This window comes from Pseudomonas sp. GW821-FHT02C04 (assembly GCF_059421845.1).
In genome coordinates this window covers 62,486-78,323 of record NZ_JBWKVT010000007.1, presented here as the reverse complement: position 1 = coordinate 78,323, position 15,838 = coordinate 62,486, and the positions used below count along the sequence as shown (strand labels likewise).

21 protein-coding genes are annotated in these 15,838 nt (G+C 61.0%); 11 read left to right on the top strand and 10 right to left on the bottom strand.

From position 1 onward, the window contains the following. Nucleotides 1–85: 85 nt before the first annotated feature. The 9 genes from AC07VV_RS23260 to nrdR all read right to left on the bottom strand — a co-directional run bounded on the left by AC07VV_RS23260 (nt 86) and on the right by nrdR (nt 6,813). Nucleotides 86–823, bottom strand: coding sequence for a substrate-binding periplasmic protein (locus AC07VV_RS23260; protein WP_102620870.1), 738 nt, complete (start codon nt 821–823; stop codon nt 86–88). 28 nt (nt 824–851) lie between these two features. Next, the gene (locus AC07VV_RS23255) at nt 852–1,355 is read right to left on the bottom strand and encodes a phosphatidylglycerophosphatase A family protein (RefSeq protein ID WP_096820753.1); all 504 of its coding nucleotides are present in this window, start codon (nt 1,353–1,355) and stop codon (nt 852–854) included. After that, on the bottom strand, nt 1,352–2,317 hold the full coding sequence (thiL, locus tag AC07VV_RS23250) for a thiamine-phosphate kinase (RefSeq protein WP_493072940.1): 966 nt from the start codon (nt 2,315–2,317) through the stop codon (nt 1,352–1,354). Before thiL ends, AC07VV_RS23255 begins: the two co-directional genes overlap by 4 nt. A gap of 18 nt (nt 2,318–2,335) precedes the next feature. After that, nucleotides 2,336–2,836, bottom strand: a complete 501-nt coding sequence (nusB, locus tag AC07VV_RS23245; protein ID WP_096820751.1) for a transcription antitermination factor NusB — start codon at nt 2,834–2,836, stop codon at nt 2,336–2,338. Then, nucleotides 2,833–3,309: a 6,7-dimethyl-8-ribityllumazine synthase gene (ribH, locus tag AC07VV_RS23240; RefSeq protein WP_003228649.1), complete on the bottom strand. Its 477-nt coding sequence runs from the start codon at nt 3,307–3,309 to the stop codon at nt 2,833–2,835. The genes nusB and ribH overlap by 4 nt, the downstream gene beginning before the upstream one ends. Nucleotides 3,310–3,400: 91 nt before the next feature. Beyond that, entirely contained in the window at nt 3,401–4,492 is a 1,092-nt protein-coding gene (gene ribBA / locus AC07VV_RS23235; protein ID WP_065259547.1) for a bifunctional 3,4-dihydroxy-2-butanone-4-phosphate synthase/GTP cyclohydrolase II, read from the bottom strand. A gap of 16 nt (nt 4,493–4,508) precedes the next feature. Next, nucleotides 4,509–5,171, bottom strand: a complete 663-nt coding sequence (locus AC07VV_RS23230) for a riboflavin synthase (RefSeq protein WP_085712322.1) — start codon at nt 5,169–5,171, stop codon at nt 4,509–4,511. 47 nt (nt 5,172–5,218) lie between these two features. Next, a complete protein-coding gene (gene ribD / locus AC07VV_RS23225) occupies nt 5,219–6,352 on the bottom strand; it encodes a bifunctional diaminohydroxyphosphoribosylaminopyrimidine deaminase/5-amino-6-(5-phosphoribosylamino)uracil reductase RibD (RefSeq protein ID WP_495037580.1) in 1,134 nt (377 codons plus the stop codon). Continuing rightward, nucleotides 6,349–6,813, bottom strand: a complete 465-nt coding sequence (nrdR, locus tag AC07VV_RS23220; protein WP_003228656.1) for a transcriptional regulator NrdR — start codon at nt 6,811–6,813, stop codon at nt 6,349–6,351. Before nrdR ends, ribD begins: the two co-directional genes overlap by 4 nt. Nucleotides 6,814–6,941: 128 nt before the next feature. Between nrdR and AC07VV_RS23215 the strand changes: the two genes are divergently transcribed. From AC07VV_RS23215 to trxA, 3 genes are read left to right on the top strand one after another with little or no spacing between them, the layout of a single operon-like run. Next, nucleotides 6,942–7,406: a hypothetical protein gene (locus AC07VV_RS23215; RefSeq protein ID WP_495037579.1), complete on the top strand. Its 465-nt coding sequence runs from the start codon at nt 6,942–6,944 to the stop codon at nt 7,404–7,406. Continuing rightward, nucleotides 7,403–8,059 carry a class I SAM-dependent methyltransferase gene (locus AC07VV_RS23210; RefSeq protein ID WP_495037578.1) on the top strand — a complete coding sequence of 219 codons (657 nt, stop codon included), beginning with the start codon at nt 7,403–7,405 and terminating at the stop codon, nt 8,057–8,059. The genes AC07VV_RS23215 and AC07VV_RS23210 overlap by 4 nt, the downstream gene beginning before the upstream one ends. A 39-nt stretch (nt 8,060–8,098) precedes the next feature. Further along, nucleotides 8,099–8,971 carry a thioredoxin gene (trxA, locus tag AC07VV_RS23205; protein WP_495037577.1) on the top strand — a complete coding sequence of 291 codons (873 nt, stop codon included), beginning with the start codon at nt 8,099–8,101 and terminating at the stop codon, nt 8,969–8,971. 4 nt (nt 8,972–8,975) lie between these two features. On the opposite strand, the gene AC07VV_RS23200 is transcribed toward trxA, so the two are convergent. Then, entirely contained in the window at nt 8,976–9,332 is a 357-nt protein-coding gene (locus tag AC07VV_RS23200; protein WP_495037576.1) for a hypothetical protein, read from the bottom strand. A gap of 125 nt (nt 9,333–9,457) precedes the next feature. Here AC07VV_RS23200 and AC07VV_RS23195 point away from each other — a divergent pair, with 125 nt between their 5' ends. The 8 genes from AC07VV_RS23195 to AC07VV_RS23160 all read left to right on the top strand — a co-directional run bounded on the left by AC07VV_RS23195 (nt 9,458) and on the right by AC07VV_RS23160 (nt 15,686). Further along, nucleotides 9,458–10,039 (top strand): PAAR domain-containing protein, encoded by a 582-nt coding sequence (locus tag AC07VV_RS23195; RefSeq protein ID WP_495037575.1) that lies wholly within the window; start codon nt 9,458–9,460, stop codon nt 10,037–10,039. Beyond that, complete coding sequence (locus AC07VV_RS23190; RefSeq protein WP_495037574.1) at nt 10,036–10,986, top strand: CHAP domain-containing protein; 951 nt, start codon at nt 10,036–10,038, stop codon at nt 10,984–10,986. The genes AC07VV_RS23195 and AC07VV_RS23190 overlap by 4 nt, the downstream gene beginning before the upstream one ends. After that, nucleotides 10,983–11,546: a hypothetical protein gene (locus AC07VV_RS23185; RefSeq protein ID WP_457381318.1), complete on the top strand. Its 564-nt coding sequence runs from the start codon at nt 10,983–10,985 to the stop codon at nt 11,544–11,546. Before AC07VV_RS23190 ends, AC07VV_RS23185 begins: the two co-directional genes overlap by 4 nt. 157 nt (nt 11,547–11,703) lie before the next feature. Beyond that, nucleotides 11,704–12,306, top strand: coding sequence for a DUF2796 domain-containing protein (locus tag AC07VV_RS23180; protein WP_495037573.1), 603 nt, complete (start codon nt 11,704–11,706; stop codon nt 12,304–12,306). Between the two features lie 15 nt (nt 12,307–12,321). Then, on the top strand, nt 12,322–13,032 hold the full coding sequence (locus AC07VV_RS23175) for an ABC transporter ATP-binding protein (RefSeq protein ID WP_495037572.1): 711 nt from the start codon (nt 12,322–12,324) through the stop codon (nt 13,030–13,032). A 1-nt stretch (nt 13,033) separates the two neighbouring features. Continuing rightward, complete coding sequence (locus AC07VV_RS23170; protein WP_443578939.1) at nt 13,034–14,299, top strand: ABC transporter permease; 1,266 nt, start codon at nt 13,034–13,036, stop codon at nt 14,297–14,299. Between the two features lie 11 nt (nt 14,300–14,310). After that, nucleotides 14,311–14,829 (top strand): DUF3299 domain-containing protein, encoded by a 519-nt coding sequence (locus tag AC07VV_RS23165; protein ID WP_249483914.1) that lies wholly within the window; start codon nt 14,311–14,313, stop codon nt 14,827–14,829. A 158-nt stretch (nt 14,830–14,987) separates the two neighbouring features. After that, the gene (locus AC07VV_RS23160) at nt 14,988–15,686 is read left to right on the top strand and encodes an OmpW/AlkL family protein (RefSeq protein ID WP_085712330.1); all 699 of its coding nucleotides are present in this window, start codon (nt 14,988–14,990) and stop codon (nt 15,684–15,686) included. Nucleotides 15,687–15,838 lie beyond the last annotated feature (152 nt).

The window sequence follows — 15,838 nt, the reverse complement described above, 5'->3', positions numbered from 1 at the left end:
TAACAGCAGGTTCCTGCAGACGCTTAGGCTGAATTGTCGGCCATAACGATCAAAAAGTTTGATAACAGGCCCGAGTTCATCGCGTTTACTCGAACGGATACGGCTGTTTCCAGTGCTCGAAGATCGGTTTCAACTCGCCGCTTTTCACCAGTTGCTCCATACGCTGGTCGTAGATCGACATCAGTGCGCGGGCCTGCGGGGTGTCGGCGAAACCGAGGTACAGCGGCAACTCCGCCAGATGCGAGTAATGGTATTGCGAAGGGTCGGCGGCGTTTCTCACCACCGCTTCGATTTCCGTCAGCGCATCGATGTAGTAATCCGCCCGCCCCTGCTTGAGCATCGACAGGATTCCGGTACGGCGTTCGATCTGGTTGAAGCGCTTGACGTTCGGCAGGTAGGTTTCATACCGATAACCCCGCACCCAGGCCAGTCGGTACTTGCCAAGGTTCGCCTGGGTCGGCGACGGATTGCTGGCAAGGCCGAGTGCGTAGATGTGGTCGGAATCGAAGTTCCATTTCGGGTACAGCACCTGCTCGGCTTCACCGCGATAGGAGCCGACCAGTGCGTCGACTTCCTTCAGTTGCACCAGGCCCACCGAACGGGTGTAAGGCACGGAGCGGATGTCCAGGGTCACGCCCGCCGGCTCGAACACTTTGCGCAACACATCCCAGCCCAGGCCGTGGCCGTCGGCAGCGGTGTAGTCTTCCCACTCTTCGCTGGCCAGGTGAATGACTGACGGTGGGGCGTCCTGCGCCTGTGCCACCGCACCGACCAGTACACCCAGCAGGGTAAAAAACAGTATCGCCAAGCCGCGTCGAGCCATCCCTGTGTCCCTCATCCACGCCTTGAAATCAGGCGAAAATCCACACCAGTCCCTGCATCGCCAGCCAGGCGAACACGCCCGCCAGCACATCGTCGAGCATGATGCCGACGCCGCCGTGCACATGCCGGTCGATCCAGCGGATCGGCCATGGCTTGAGGATGTCGAAGAAGCGGAACATCAAGAACCCGGCGAGCAACCAGTACCAGCCTTCCGGCACCAGCCACAGGGTGATCCACATCCCGACCATTTCGTCCCAGACGATGCCTTCGTGGTCGTGTACCCGCAGATCGTCGGCGACCTTGCCGCACAGCCAGAAGCCGAACAGCATGGTGATCCCGAGCATCAGCCAGTAACCCCAGTCGGGCAACATCTGCCACAACGGAATAAAGGGTAGCGCAACTAACGAACCCCACGTGCCCGGTGCTTTCGGCAAGGTGCCGGAACCGAAGCCGAACGCGAGGAAGTGCCAGGGGTTGCGCCAGACCGACGGCGGAACGAACTCGCCGGGAACCTGTTTCGGGTGATCTGTCACGGTGACTCCTGAAAATGTTGATAACCCCGGATTTGCGGGGTGATGTCATGCCCTTCGCGATCCAGCAGCACCACGCCCTGCCCCTCGGCCACGCGGCCGATCACATGGATCGGCCAGCCATCGGCCAATAGCGCCGGCAATTCGACGGACGGCAGGGTAAAGGCCAGCACGTAATCATCACCACCGCTCAACGCCGCACGTTCGGCGCCGCGCTGACCGAGAAACGCCACCAGCGCCTCCGACAGCGGCACGCGCTCACGCTCGACTTCGAGGCGAACCTTCGAGGCCAGTGCAATGTGGCCGCAATCGGCGAGCAAGCCATCGGAGATATCCAGCGCCGACGTAGCCTTGCCACGCAAGGCCTGACCGAGGGCGAGTTGCGGTTGCGGCGACCAGTAATGATCGAGCAGCGGCTGGGCGATGTCCGGCTCGGCTTCGCGCTGGCCGAGCACCAGCGGCAAGGCCCCTGCGGCATTGCCCAGTTCGCCGCCGACGCACAGCAGATCGCCCGGCTGCGCGCCGCTGCGGGTCAGGGCCTGTCCGGCCGGGACACGACCGAACACGGTGACGGTCAGGCTCAACGGCCCGCGAGTGGTATCACCGCCGACTAGCGCCACGCTGCAGCTTTGCGCCATACGGTTCAAACCACGGGCATAGGCTTGCAGCCAATCGGCGGTCACCGTCGGCAAGGTCAGGGCAAGGGTAAAGGCAACGGGCGTGGCGCCCATGGCAGCCAGATCGCTGACCGCCACGGCTAGCGAGCGCTGACCGAGCAGAAACGGATCGCAGGGATCGGCGAAATGCACGCCGGCCACCAGCGTATCGGTGGAAATCGCCAGCTGTTCCCCGGAAGGAACCGCCAGCAAGGCGCAGTCGTCGCCGATCCCCAGTGCAACGCCTTCGCCACCCTGCGCACAAGGCGCGGCGGCGAAGAAATTGCGGATCAGCTCAAACTCGCCCATTGCGATATCAAGCGCTGATCAGCGCTTGAACGCCTTGACTTCAGCTTCACGCAGGCGCGGAGCCAGCTTGTCGAGAACGCCGTTGACGAACTTGTGGCCATCGGTCGAACCGAAGACTTTGGCAAGCTCGATACCTTCGTTGATCACAACGCGGTACGGCACGTCGACGCGCTTGAGCAGTTCCCAGGTGGAGAGGCGCAGAACCGCCAGTTCAACCGGGTCCAGCTCTTCGATCGCCAGGTCCAGGCAAGGCGTGAGCGCGTTGTCGATTTCGGTGCGGCTGGCCGGAACCCCGTGCAGGATTTCGCGGAAATACGCGCCATCGACATCGGTAAAATCGTTATCGACCCGGAATTGCGCTTCGATCTCGTTCAGCGAAGCCTTGGCCATGTGCCATTGATACAGAGCCTGAGTCGCGAGCTGACGGGCTTCGCGGCGCTTGACGCTCTTCGATGGCTTGCCGGCATCCGCAGGTTTCGGATCGCGCGGGTTGAAACGATCGCTTTCGTCGCTAATCACTTGGCCTCCAACTGCGCCAGCAGGCTGACCATTTCCAGAGCGGACAGGGCAGCTTCAGCACCTTTGTTGCCGGCTTTGGTGCCGGAACGTTCGATGGCTTGCTCGATGGAATCAACGGTCAGGACGCCGAAAGCGACCGGTACGCCGAATTCCATGGACACCTGGGCCAGGCCCTTGGTGCACTCGCCAGCCACGTATTCGAAGTGCGGAGTGCCGCCACGAATGACCGCGCCCAGGGCGATGATTGCTGCGAACTCGCCTTTCTGGGCGACTTTTTGCGCAACCAGCGGGATTTCGAAGGCGCCAGGTGCGCGGATGATGGTGATGTCACTTTCGCTCACGCCGTGGCGAACCAGGGCATCAACTGCACCGCTGACCAGGCTTTCAACCACGAAACTGTTGAAACGGCCCACTACCAAAGCGTAGCGGCCTTTAGGGGCGATGAAGGTACCTTCGATGGTCTTCAGGGTCATTCGTCAGATCTCTTAAAGAGCCGGGACGCGTCTGTTTCGCGTCCCTCAGTGATTTATTTGCCGCGAATTCGGGTCCGGAAACAACCGGTCATTATTCGGAGGGCACGTATTCTACAACTTCCAGATCGAAACCGGATATCGCATTAAATTTCATCGGTGCGCTCATCAAACGCATTTTGCGCACGCCGAGGTCACGCAGGATCTGCGAACCGGCACCGACGATGCTGTAGGTGGTCGGTTTTTTCACCGCCGCCTGATCGCCGGTTTCGCGGATATGCGCCAGCAACACGTCGCCATCGAGCGGGTGACCGAGCAGCAGCACCACACCGCTGCCGGCCTCGGCAACCGCAGCCATGGCGGCGCGCAGGCTCCAGCGGCCCGGTTGCTTGACCATCAGCAGGTCGCGCAGCGGGTCCATGTTGTGCACGCGAACCAGGGTCGGCTCTTCGGCGCAAACGGTGCCCAGGGTCAGTGCCATGTGCACGTCGCCTTCCACGGAATCACGATAGGTCACCAGGTTGAATTGGCCCAGTTCGCTGTCCAGTGGCTGCTCGGCAATCCGCTGAACGGTACGTTCGTGGATCATCCGGTAGTGAATCAGGTCGGCGATGGTGCCGATCTTGATGTTGTGCTCAGCCGCGAAAGCTTCCAGTTCGGCGCGACGGGACATGGTGCCGTCGTCGTTCATCACTTCGCAGATCACACCGCTCGGCTCGAAACCGGCCATGCGCGCCAGGTCGCAAGCCGCTTCGGTGTGACCGGCGCGCGCCAGGGTGCCGCCGGCCTGGGCCATCAGCGGGAAGATGTGGCCGGGGCTGACGATGTCTTCGGCTTTCGCGTCTTTCGCGGCAGCCGCTTGCACGGTGCGCGCGCGGTCAGCGGCGGAGATGCCGGTGGTCACGCCTTCGGCAGCTTCGATCGAGACGGTGAACTTGGTGCCGAAACCGGAACCGTTGCGCGGCGCCATCAGCGGCAGCTTCAGGGTTTCGCAGCGCTCGCGGCTCATCGGCATGCAGATCAGGCCACGGGCGTGCTTGGCCATGAAGTTGATGTGCTCGGCCTTGCAGCATTCGGCGGCCATGATCAGGTCGCCTTCGTTCTCGCGGTCTTCGTCATCCATGAGGATGACCATCTTGCCTTGGCGGATGTCTTCAACCAGTTCTTCGATGCTATTGAGCGCCACAAGGCACCCCCTTCAGTCAGGATTTGAGGTAGCCGTTGGCGGCCAGAAAGCTTTCAGTGATGCCACCGGACGTTGGCTCTGCAGCCTTGTCGCCCAACAGCAGACGCTCCAGATAACGCGCCAGCAAGTCGACTTCCAGGTTCACCCGGCGACCTGGCTTGTAGGACGCCATGATGGTTTCGCTCAAGGTGTGCGGAATGATCGTCAGCAGGAATTCGGCGCCATCGACCGCGTTCACGGTCAGGCTGGTGCCGTCGACGGTGATCGAACCTTTGTGGGCGATGTACTTGGCCAGCTCTTTCGGCGCGCGGATGCGAAATTCCACGGCGCGGGCATTGTCGCTGCGCGAGACCACTTCGCCGACACCGTCGACGTGACCGCTGACCAGATGCCCGCCGAGACGGGTGGTCGGCGTCAGGGCTTTTTCCAGATTGACCGGGCTGCCGCTTTTCAGGTCATTCATGGCGGTGCAGTCGAGGGTTTCGCGACTGACGTCGGCGGCAAAGCCGTCGCCCGGCAGTTCCACAGCGGTCAGGCACACGCCGTTGACCGCGATGCTGTCGCCGAGTTTGACATCGCTCAGGTCGAGCTTGCCGGTTTCGACATGCACCCGCACATCACCGCCCTTTGGGGTCAGTGCGCGGATACTGCCGATGGATTCGATGATGCCGGTAAACATGGGGTTCTCCTTGAGAACGAAGCCAGCGCTAACGCGATGGCCGGGAATTATACGCTCGCCGATGAGACAGGGATTGCAGTGACTCGCCAGTCATCGCCAACCGCGCGAATTTCAGTGATTTTCAGCTCCGGCGCATCCTTCATATAGGCTAGCGGCCAGTCCAGCAACGGGCGCGCCGTGGAGCCGAGAAACTTGCCGGCGATGAAGATCACGAACTCATCGACCAGGCCGAGCTGGGCAAACGCACCGGCCAGTCGCGGACCGGCCTCGACCAGCACCTCGTTGACGCCACGGCTGGCCAGTTCAATCAGCAATTGGCGCAGATCGACCTGACCGTCATCACCCGGCACGATCAGGCATTCCGGGCCGTGGGCATATTGCTCTTCGATGGCCACGCAAGTGGCGACCAGTGCCGGGCCGGCCTTGAAGAACGGCGCATCCAGCGGCACCCGCAGACGCCCGTCGATCAGCACGCGCAGCGGCGGACGGCTCAGGGCCAGCGCGGTTTGCTCGGCATCCAGCCCCAGTTCATCGGCGCGAACGGTCAGTCGTGCACCATCGGCCAGCACTGTGTCGGCGCCTGTCAGCACCACGCTGGCCTGGGCGCGCAAACGCTGCACCGCCGAACGCGCGGCAGGGCCGGTGATCCATTGGCTCTCGCCGCTTTCCATCGCTGTGCGGCCGTCGAGGCTCATGGCCAACTTGACCCGCACGAACGGCAAGCCGTGTTCCATGCGTTTCAGAAAACCTTGATTGAGCTTGCGTGCTTCGCTTTCCAGCACACCGCTTTCAGTGGCGATACCGGCATCGGCCAGACGCTGCAAACCGCGTCCGGCGACTTGTGGATTGGGATCGCGCATCGCCGCGACCACCCGGCCGACACCGGCATTCACCAGCGCATCGGCGCAGGGCGGCGTGCGGCCGTGATGGCTGCAAGGTTCGAGGGTGACGTAAGCGGTCGCGCCCCGGGCCAGCTCACCGGCGGCGCGCAGGGCGTGGACTTCAGCGTGGGGTTCGCCGGCACGCTCATGCCAGCCTTCGCCGACAACCTGCCCGTCGCGCACGATCACGCAGCCTACCCGTGGATTGGGATGGGTCGTGTAATGCCCTTTGCGCGCCAATTCCAGGGCCCGGGCCATGAAGTGGGCGTCGAGGATGGCCTGTTCGGCGGCGCTGGTCATTCTTTCACCGGTTCACGGGCGAGGCGGTCGATCTCTTCGCGGAACTCGTTGAGGTCCTGGAAGCGGCGATACACGGAAGCGAAACGGATGTAGGCGACTTCATCGAGCTTTTGCAGCTCGGCCATCACCAGTTCGCCGACCACGAGGGATTTGACCTCGCGTTCGCCGGTGGCGCGCAGCTTGTGTTTGATGTGCACCAGCGAGGACTCGAGACGCTCGACGCTCACCGGACGTTTCTCCAGGGCGCGTTGCATGCCGGCGCGGAGTTTTTCTTCGTCGAACGGCTGGCGGCTGCCGTCGGTTTTGATCAGGCGCGGCAACACCAGTTCGGCCGTCTCGAACGTCGTGAAACGTTCGCCGCAGGCCAGGCATTCACGCCGGCGGCGCACCTGTTCGCCCTCGGCGACCAGACGCGAGTCGATGACCTTGGTGTCGTTGGCACCGCAGAAGGGACAGTGCATGGTGGCTGGCAACAAAAAAAGGGAGGGCCATGGTAGCGCATCCCGGTGGCAAGACAAGCCATAGGCTTTGCGGTATACAGACTGCCATGATCGTTTGATCCATGGATTTCATTTTGCTGGAGCCGCCAATGTCGTTACGACCGCTCATTTTGCTCAGTGTTTTCAGCCTGCTGGTGGCTTGTGGCAGCGACGCGCCCAAGCCGCAGCCGCCTACACCGGGCCCGGCGCCGCAACAGGCGCAGAAAAAGGCCAGGGAAGCTGCCGACCTCGGCCCGCTGCCCGCGTATCAACGGGAACTGAGCGGCACCTTGCAAGGCGTGCCGGCTGGCGCCGAAGTCGAACTGGCGCTGCTGGTGATCGACGAGAAAGGTCGCCCACAGCAGTTACTCGCCAGTTCCAGCCTGATCGGCAACAACCAGGCTCTGCCGTTTCGCCTGCGTTTCAACCCTGACGCCTTCCCGGCCGGCGCGCGGGTCGAACTGCGGGGCCGCGCCACTCAATCCGGCCAGTTGATCCTGCACTTGCCGTCGCAGACCATCAGCCAGCCGACCACCCAGGCGCTGGGCCAACTGCAATTTGTCAAAGCCCCATGAATGCACCGTTAGACCTGCAACAGGCCCTGGGCGAGTTGCTCGGTGATGCCCGGCTGGTGGCCTGCCCGCTGCCGGACACTGATCTGAAACTGTGGCTGATCGACGGCGACAACATGGCCCGGGAATTCAGCCCGGACGAAACCCGGCGAATCCTGCACGAACCGCCGTACTGGAGTTTCTGCTGGGCCAGCGGCCTGGCGGTGGCGCGCTATCTGGCGGAATTTCCCGAGTGGGTGCGTGGTAAACGCGTACTGGATTTCGGCGCCGGTTCCGGGATCGCCGGGATTGCTGCCGTGAAGGCCGGCGCGCTGGAAGTGGTGGCCTGCGACCTCGACCCGCTGGCCATTACCGCCTGCCGGGCCAACGCCGAACTCAATGACGTGCAAATGAGCTATTCCACGGACTTCTTCGCCGAGGCGGATCGCTTCGATCTGATCCTGGTGGCCGACGTTCTGTACGACCGCGAAAACCTGCCATTGCTCGACGCGTTTCTCAGTCGCGGCCGCGAAGCGCTGGTGGCGGATTCGCGGGTCAGGGATTTCCGTCATCCGCTGTACCGGCGGATCGAAATGCTCGAAGCCATGACCCTGCCGGATCTGGCCGAGCCCGAAGAGTTTCGCCATGTCAGCCTCTACCACGCGGCCCGCGCCTGACCGTATAGTTGCCCCATTCACGCTTTTACGAGATACCCCATGAGTCAGCAAACGCCGTACATTTTCGACGCCACGACGGCCGACTTCGACCAGTCGGTGATCGAGGCTTCCTTCCAGAAACCGGTGCTGGTGGATTTCTGGGCCGAATGGTGTGCGCCGTGCAAGGCGCTGATGCCGATGCTGCAAGGGATCGCCGAGAGCTACCAGGGCGAGTTGCTGCTGGCCAAGGTCGACTGCGACGTCGAGCAGGACATCGTCGCCCGCTTCGGTATCCGCAGCCTGCCGACCGTGGTGCTGTTCAAGGACGGTCAACCGGTGGACGGTTTCGCCGGGGCCCAGCCGGAGTCCGCTGTGCGTGCCCTGCTCGAACCGCATGTGAAGATGCCGCCACCGGCCGCCGCCGATCCATTCGAACAGGCTCAGGCGCTGTTCGACGAAGGCCGTTACGCCGATGCCGAAGCCACGCTGGTGGTGATGCTCAATGAAGACAACACCAACGCCAAGGCGCTGATTCTCTACGCTCGTTGCCTGACTGAACGCGGTGAACTGGGCGAAGCGCAAACCGTGCTCGACGCGATCAAGAGCGAAGAGCACAAAGCCGCGCTGGCCGGTGCCAAGGCGCAGATCAAGTTCCTCGGCCTGGCCCGCGACCTGCCGGACGCTGCCGATCTGAAAAGCCGTCTGGCGCAGAACTCGCAGGACGATGAAGCGGTGTATCAACTGGCGATCCAGCAACTGGCCCGTCAGCAATACGAAGCGGCGCTGGATGCCTTGCTCAAACTGTTCATCCGCAACCGCAGCTACGGCGAAGGCCTGCCGCACAAGACCTTGCTGCAAGTGTTCGAACTGCTGGGCAACGATCACCCGCTGGTGACCGCTTACCGGCGCAAGGTGTTTGCAGCGCTGTACTAAGCGCTTACTCGATCCAGCTGTAGAGCGGCGTATCCCCGCCGCTCATGACTTTCACGTCGGATGAATGGCGCAGGCGCACCAGCAAGCGCTTGCCCGCCGCCGCGCTGCCGGTCAGCCCTTCGAGCTGATCCAGCAGCTCCGGCCCGCTGAGTTGCCCGGCCTTGCGCAACAGATCCCTGGCGACCTGCCACAACGCGTCATCCTGATTGACCGGTTTCGCCACAGGCGCTGCAGCAGCTTGCGGCTGGGCCGCCTGCACCTGCACGCCCAACTGCGAACCGAGCCGCGCCCAGTCGCTTTCATCCAGTTCCAGGGTCAAATCCACCGGCAACTCGCCGACAGTTCCGCGTATCCGCAACATAACTTCGCTCCCGCACATTTCTGACCTGCATGCTCCCATGGGACTTGTGTAACGCCAAGTGTCCGGAGCTGGCGACGCTTGCCTTATCGGCTACATTTCTTCTTTTTTTCATGGGAAGGAACCCCATGTCTTCAGGAAGAAAACTGGCGTCGAAGGGAGGCCCCACCTCTACAGGTGGTGTGATTCTCGAAGGAAACGAAAACCTGCGTATCGAAGGAAAAATCATCGCCTCGATCGGGCAACTTGCCAGTTGCCCTGCGTGCAGTGCTGGCCAAGGACCGATTGTCGCCGTTGGCGAAAGAACTCTGATCCTGCCCGCCGGCCCGGCTGCACTGGAGGGTGACTATGTCGCCTGCGGCTGCCCGCCCATGGCCAACAAACTGCTCACTCAGCAACACAGCGGCTTCGCCGGCATTGGCCGTCCAGCTCCCATCGATATGGGCCCTCCGATTACCGCCCCGATTTCACGTCGCTATCTGCAAGTCATCATCGAACGCCTGGACGACACTCAGAAACCAGGACTTGCCTACAGACTCAAAGACAAGAAAAAAACAGCCGTCCTGCAAGACATCACCTGTAATGCAACAGGCGAAGGCTGCGAACACCCTGTGGAAAGCCATTCGGATTACGACACTCTGTTGGTCGGTGAAGAGTCCGAGTGGACGTTTTACGCTTATGAAGAACCCCTGAATCAGGACTTGCCATGAAGTCGGAAATCAAACTCGTCTTTAAAGACTTTCTGATGCAGCCGCCAAAAGGCGTGAAGTTTCAGTTGCTGATCGACGGACTTGTCATTGATGACAACATCGTTCAAAACGATGACAAACCCCGCATCTACTCGCTCGTTTCGGACAAGACTCAAACCGCTATTACTCGCTCGGACGCTCAGAAATTACCTTCGATAAAAAGCCGCGACAGCTACGAAGTCACCGTTCAAATTGTTGGTAACTCCGGCGCAAAAAAGGCAATGCACACAGCCACGCTGAATTCAGGTAAATCGCTGTCGATAGTTGCAGTATCACCTTGGGTAAAAGTGCCCCTATCCACCGGTGGCAAAGTCTCTAACGATACATTCTACGAGGTCGAGTATGGCGTCAAACGGAGGGATGAAACCCGCACCGTAAAGGTGGTCATCCAGGACATGCCGCGCCGCATACTGATGGAGGCGCTATCACACCGAGGCTCGACTGAATGGGCCGGCAACAAAGTCAAACATTCTTTACCGCATCCAACGCTTAAGAAAAGCGTGGAGTTCAGGGCGGAATCAAACAAGTGCAATGTGTTCGTCTATGACGTATTGACTGCTATCGGTGTCAACGTGGCAATGATCGAACATGGCTCTTCAAAATACATCCCGGGCTATTCCAAAGTGAGCCCGCCAACCGCAGGGGAATGGGCAGATGAGACCCGGCTGCTCAATAGCTGGAACGCAGAGAAATCACCCCTACCCGGAGACGTTGGTGCGTATGCTGTCAATTACTCTGATGCCAGCGGTCACGTCGGATTTGTTCTGACTCAGGGTGTCTGCATTTCAGCAGGCTGGGACAAAATCGAAGTCAACGACGCAGGTTTTCGAATCGCATCGGGTAATGCTGCTAGCAGTGACCACGACTTCACCATCTTCCGACGTTACAAGTACAGCAAACCACAATGAAACGACTCTGGATAATCCTGGCTGCTTCACTCCTGCTCGTTGTGGCATGGCGCTTTTGGTCGCCTGCCGACCTTTCAGCCTGCACCTCCGAAGGCGCAGCACCAGGGCCGTTGACCGCCATCGTTCACAATTACTTTGAAAGTAATAGGCGTATCGGATGGCGGGATATGGATGACCGCTTCGACATACTTTCTACTCCCGAAGGCCAAAAAGTTGCCGGCCAACCAATGCCGTACGCCTGTGAAGCGTTACAGATACTGCAGAATCCCGCGTTCAGTGAAAGTGAAAAAATCTTCACTACGGCGTTGATGTTTCAGTTGCCGATCAGTCAGTACATGGGCTTCATGGATCGCAGCCATCAACTCTACTCAGAGCACAGAATAGATCCGGAGGTCATGAAGGTGGTGGTACTTCCGCGCGGCACGGCGATCAACTACTGGTGGCTTCCAGCCTGGCGCCAGCGCTTCACTCGCGATGCTCCGAACCTGCTCGACGAAAGTCTGATCCGCCATGTGCTAACGGGAGGCTACTGGTTCGACTATCCCGGCGCCGGATTCTGATTCAAAAATCGTGACATTCAATCTACGTACCGCTCCGGGAACATCCCGGACGGTGCTCAGTGATGCCTTGCGCAAAGCGTGCGGGGCGGGCAAACTCTGCGCACTTTCGTTATAAGATTACATAACAAACTCTTCACTTTACTTCCCGGAGTTCGCCATGCGTCGTCTGCTGCTCGCTTTGCCGTTTGCCCTGTTGCCACTGGCCATCGCCCAGGCTGCGGATGAGCATGACCACGATCATGAACACGGCAGCCTCGGTGCCCACGAACATGGCGTCGGTCGCCTGAACGCTGCGCTCGACGGCCAGACCCTGGAACTGGAGCTGGAAAGCCCGGCGATGAACCTGGTCGGCTTCGAACACGTCGCCACCAGCGATGCCGACAAGGCCAAGGTCGCTGCCGCCCGCGCGCAACTCGAAAAACCGCTGGCACTGTTCAGCCTGCCGGCCGCCGCCGGTTGCAAGGTCACCAGTCAGGAACTGTCGAGCCCGCTGTTCGGTGACAAGCCGGATGCCGACGATCACGACGATGATGACCACGACGAAGACGCCAAGGGCGGCGAAGCGCATCACCACGATCACAGCGAAATCCACGCTCACTACCAGTTCACCTGCGCAGCGCCCGGTGCTTTGAGCACTCTGGAACTGGCGAACATTTTCAATACCTTCCCGGCGACCCAGAAAATTCAGGTACAACTGATCAGCCCGAACGGCCAGCAAGGCACGGAAGTCACGGCCAAGTCCGCCGCCCTGAAATTCTGATCACGAACCGGCACCATGACCCAAGCACTTATCGAACTGTCCGACCTGGGATTCAACTGGCCCGGTCACCCGCCGCTGCTGGACATCCCGGCGTTTCGTCTGGAACCGGGTGAAACCCTGTTCCTCAAGGGCCCCAGCGGCAGTGGCAAGACCACCCTGCTCGGCCTGCTTGGCGGGGTACAGAAACCCGGTCGCGGCAGCATTCGCTTGCTCGGCCACGAACTGACCGAGTTGGGTGCCGGCGCTCGCGACCGCTTTCGCGTCGATCACACCGGCTACATTTTTCAGCAGTTCAACCTGCTGCCGTTTCTCTCCGTGCGCGAGAACGTCGAGCTGCCGTGCCACTTTTCGAAGCTGCGTGCAGAACGTGCGAAACAGCGTCATGGCAGTGTCGATCAGGCAGCCGCCACCCTGCTCGCCCACCTGGGTTTGAAGGACGAAGGCATTCTCGGACGCCGCGCCGACTCGCTGTCGATCGGTCAACAGCAACGGGTTGCCGCTGCACGTGCACTGATCGGTCAGCCGGAACTGGTGATCGCCGACGAGCCGACCTCGGCATTGGATTACGACGCCCGGGAAAACTTCATTCGCCTGTTGTTCGCCGAGTGCCGTGAGGCCGGTTCGAGCCTGTTGTTCGTCAGCCACGACCAGAGCCTGGCGCCGCTGTTCGACCGTCACCTGTCCCTGGCCGAACTCAATCGCGCCGCCACGTCTGCCGAGGTCTGAGATGTATCTGTTCCGTCTGGCCATGGCCAGCCTCGCCAACCGCCGCTTCACCGCCCTGCTCACCGCTTTCGCCATCGCCCTCTCCGTCTGCCTGCTGCTGGCCGTGGAACGGGTGCGCACCGAAGCCAAGGCCAGTTTCGCCAGCACCATCAGCGGCACCGACCTGATCGTCGGCGCCCGTTCCGGTTCGGTGAACCTGTTGCTGTATTCGGTGTTCCGCATCGGCAACGCCACCAACAATATCCGTTGGGACAGCTTCGAACACTTCGCCAGCAACCCGAAGGTGAAGTGGGCGATCCCGATGTCCCTCGGCGATTCCCATCGCGGTTACCGCGTGATGGGCACCACCGAAGCCTATTTCGAGCATTACCAGTACGGTCGCCAGCAGCATCTGGAACTGGCCGACGGCCGCGCCTTCGCTACCGATCCGTTTGAAGTGGTGCTCGGTGCCGAAGTGGCCGAGGCGCTGCATTACAAACTCGGCGACCAACTGGTACTGGCCCACGGCGTGGCGGCGATCAGTCTGGTCAAGCACGATGACAAACCGTTCACCGTGGTCGGCATTCTCAAGCGCACCGGCACGCCGGTGGACCGCACGTTGCACATCAGCCTCGGTGGCATGGAGGCAATCCACATCGACTGGCACAATGGTGTGCCGGCCCGTGGCAACGGGCGGATCAGTGCCGATCAGGCCCGCAACATGGACCTGACGCCACAAGCGATCACCGCGTTCATGCTCGGACTCAACAGCAAGATTTCCACCTTCGCGCTGCAACGGGAGATCAACGAGTTCCGTGGCGAACCGATGCTGGCGATCCTGCCGGGCGTGGCCTTGCAGGAACTGTGGAGCCTGATGAGCACTGCCGAAAAAGCGCTGTTCGTGGTGTCGCTGTTCGTGGTGCTGACCGGGTTGATCGGCATGCTCACGGCGATTCTCACCAGCCTCAACGAACGTCGCCGCGAGATGGCGATCCTGCGTTCGGTGGGTGCGCGGCCGTGGCACATCGCGAGCCTGCTGGTGCTGGAAGCGTTTGCTCTGGCGCTGACCGGGGTGATCGCCGGGCTGGCGTTGCTGTACCTCGGCATCGCCGCGGCACAGGGTTATGTGCAGGCCAATTACGGCTTGTATCTGCCGCTGGCATGGCCAAGCGAGTATGAATGGACGCTGCTCGGTGGCATTCTGGCTGCCGCGCTGCTGATGGGTAGCGTGCCGGCCTGGCGCGCGTATCGCCAATCCTTGGCCGATGGCCTGTCGATCCGTTTATGAGGATGTTCACCATGCCCCGCGCTGTCCTTGCGCTGCTGTTGCTGGTCGCCCTGCCCGTCTGGGCAGCGGCGCCGAAAGACCTGACCTGGTCGGAGATGATCCCGCCGGACGCGGCGCCCGAAGTGCCGAACATGACGCCGCTGCATGACCTGTCGAAGATGAGCGACGCGCTGTCCGCCGAATCGGCACCAGCGGCGAAACAGGACATGCCCAACGCCCCGGTGGTGCAAAGCCTCGACGGCCAGAACATTCGCCTGCCGGGCTACATCGTACCGCTGGAAGTCAGCGAGGAAGGCCGTACCACGGACTTCCTGCTGGTGCCGTACTTCGGTGCCTGCATCCACGTGCCGCCACCGCCGTCGAACCAGATCGTGCATGTGAAAAGCGAAGTCGGCGTGAAACTCGACGAGCTGTATCAGCCGTACTGGGTCGAAGGGCCGTTGCAGGTCAAGGCGTCCACCAGCGAACTGGCCGATGCCGGGTATCAGATGGACGCGGACAAGATTTACGTCTACGAGCTGCCGGAGTAAATCCGGCAATCAGTTATAGCCCGCTCCATCGGCTTCGCGAGAAAAGGTTCCACAAAAAAACCGCCCATCACTGTTTCATTGAGCTGAGTCAAAAGACCGTATCAGACGGATTCGTACCATAGGACATCAAACATTTTTAACGTCCTTTGGGAGCTTCCATGAACAAGTCCTTGCTCAGCGCTTCGCTGTTTGCCCTCGCGCTCGCAGCCCCGCTCGCCCACGCCCACGAAGCTGGCGACATCATCGTTCGTGCCGGTGCGATCACCGTCAACCCGAAGGCCGACAGCTCCAGCGTCAAGGTCGATCAGGGTCCGCTGAGCGGCACCAACCTGGGCGGCAAGGCGACCATGAGCAGCGACACCCAACTGGGCCTGAACTTCGCCTACATGCTGACCAACAACATCGGTATCGAGCTGTTGGCCGCGTCGCCGTTCGAGCATGACGTGAAAATCAAGGGCACTGCCCTGCCAGCCGCCAACGGCAAGCTCGGCACCCTGAAACACCTGCCGCCAACCCTGAGCGTCGTCTACTACCCGCTGGACGCGAAGTCGGCCTTCCAGCCGTACATCGGCGGCGGTATCAACTACACCTGGATCTACGACGAGCACGTCGGCAGCGAAGCCCAGTCCAACGGCTTCAGCAACTTCAAGGCGAAAAACTCCTGGGGCCTGGCCTGGCAGGTTGGTGCCGACTACATGCTGACCGACAACATCATGCTCAACGCCCAGGTGCGCTACATCGACATCGACACCCGCGCCACCGTCGAGAACAACGCCGTTGCACCAGGCACTCGCGCAAAAGTGAATGTTGATGTCGATCCATTTGTGTACATGGTCGGTCTGGGCTACAAGTTCTAAGCGAGCAATCAAAGAACGTTCACGTGGTGGTGAATGAGGCTTGGTGGCGGGCAGACTCAGAACTGACGGCGATGTTACGCAATCGACCGGGGAGCAAGCTCCCTCGCTACAGGAAATGTGTTTGAAATCCGATTTCCGGCCGTGAAAAAGGC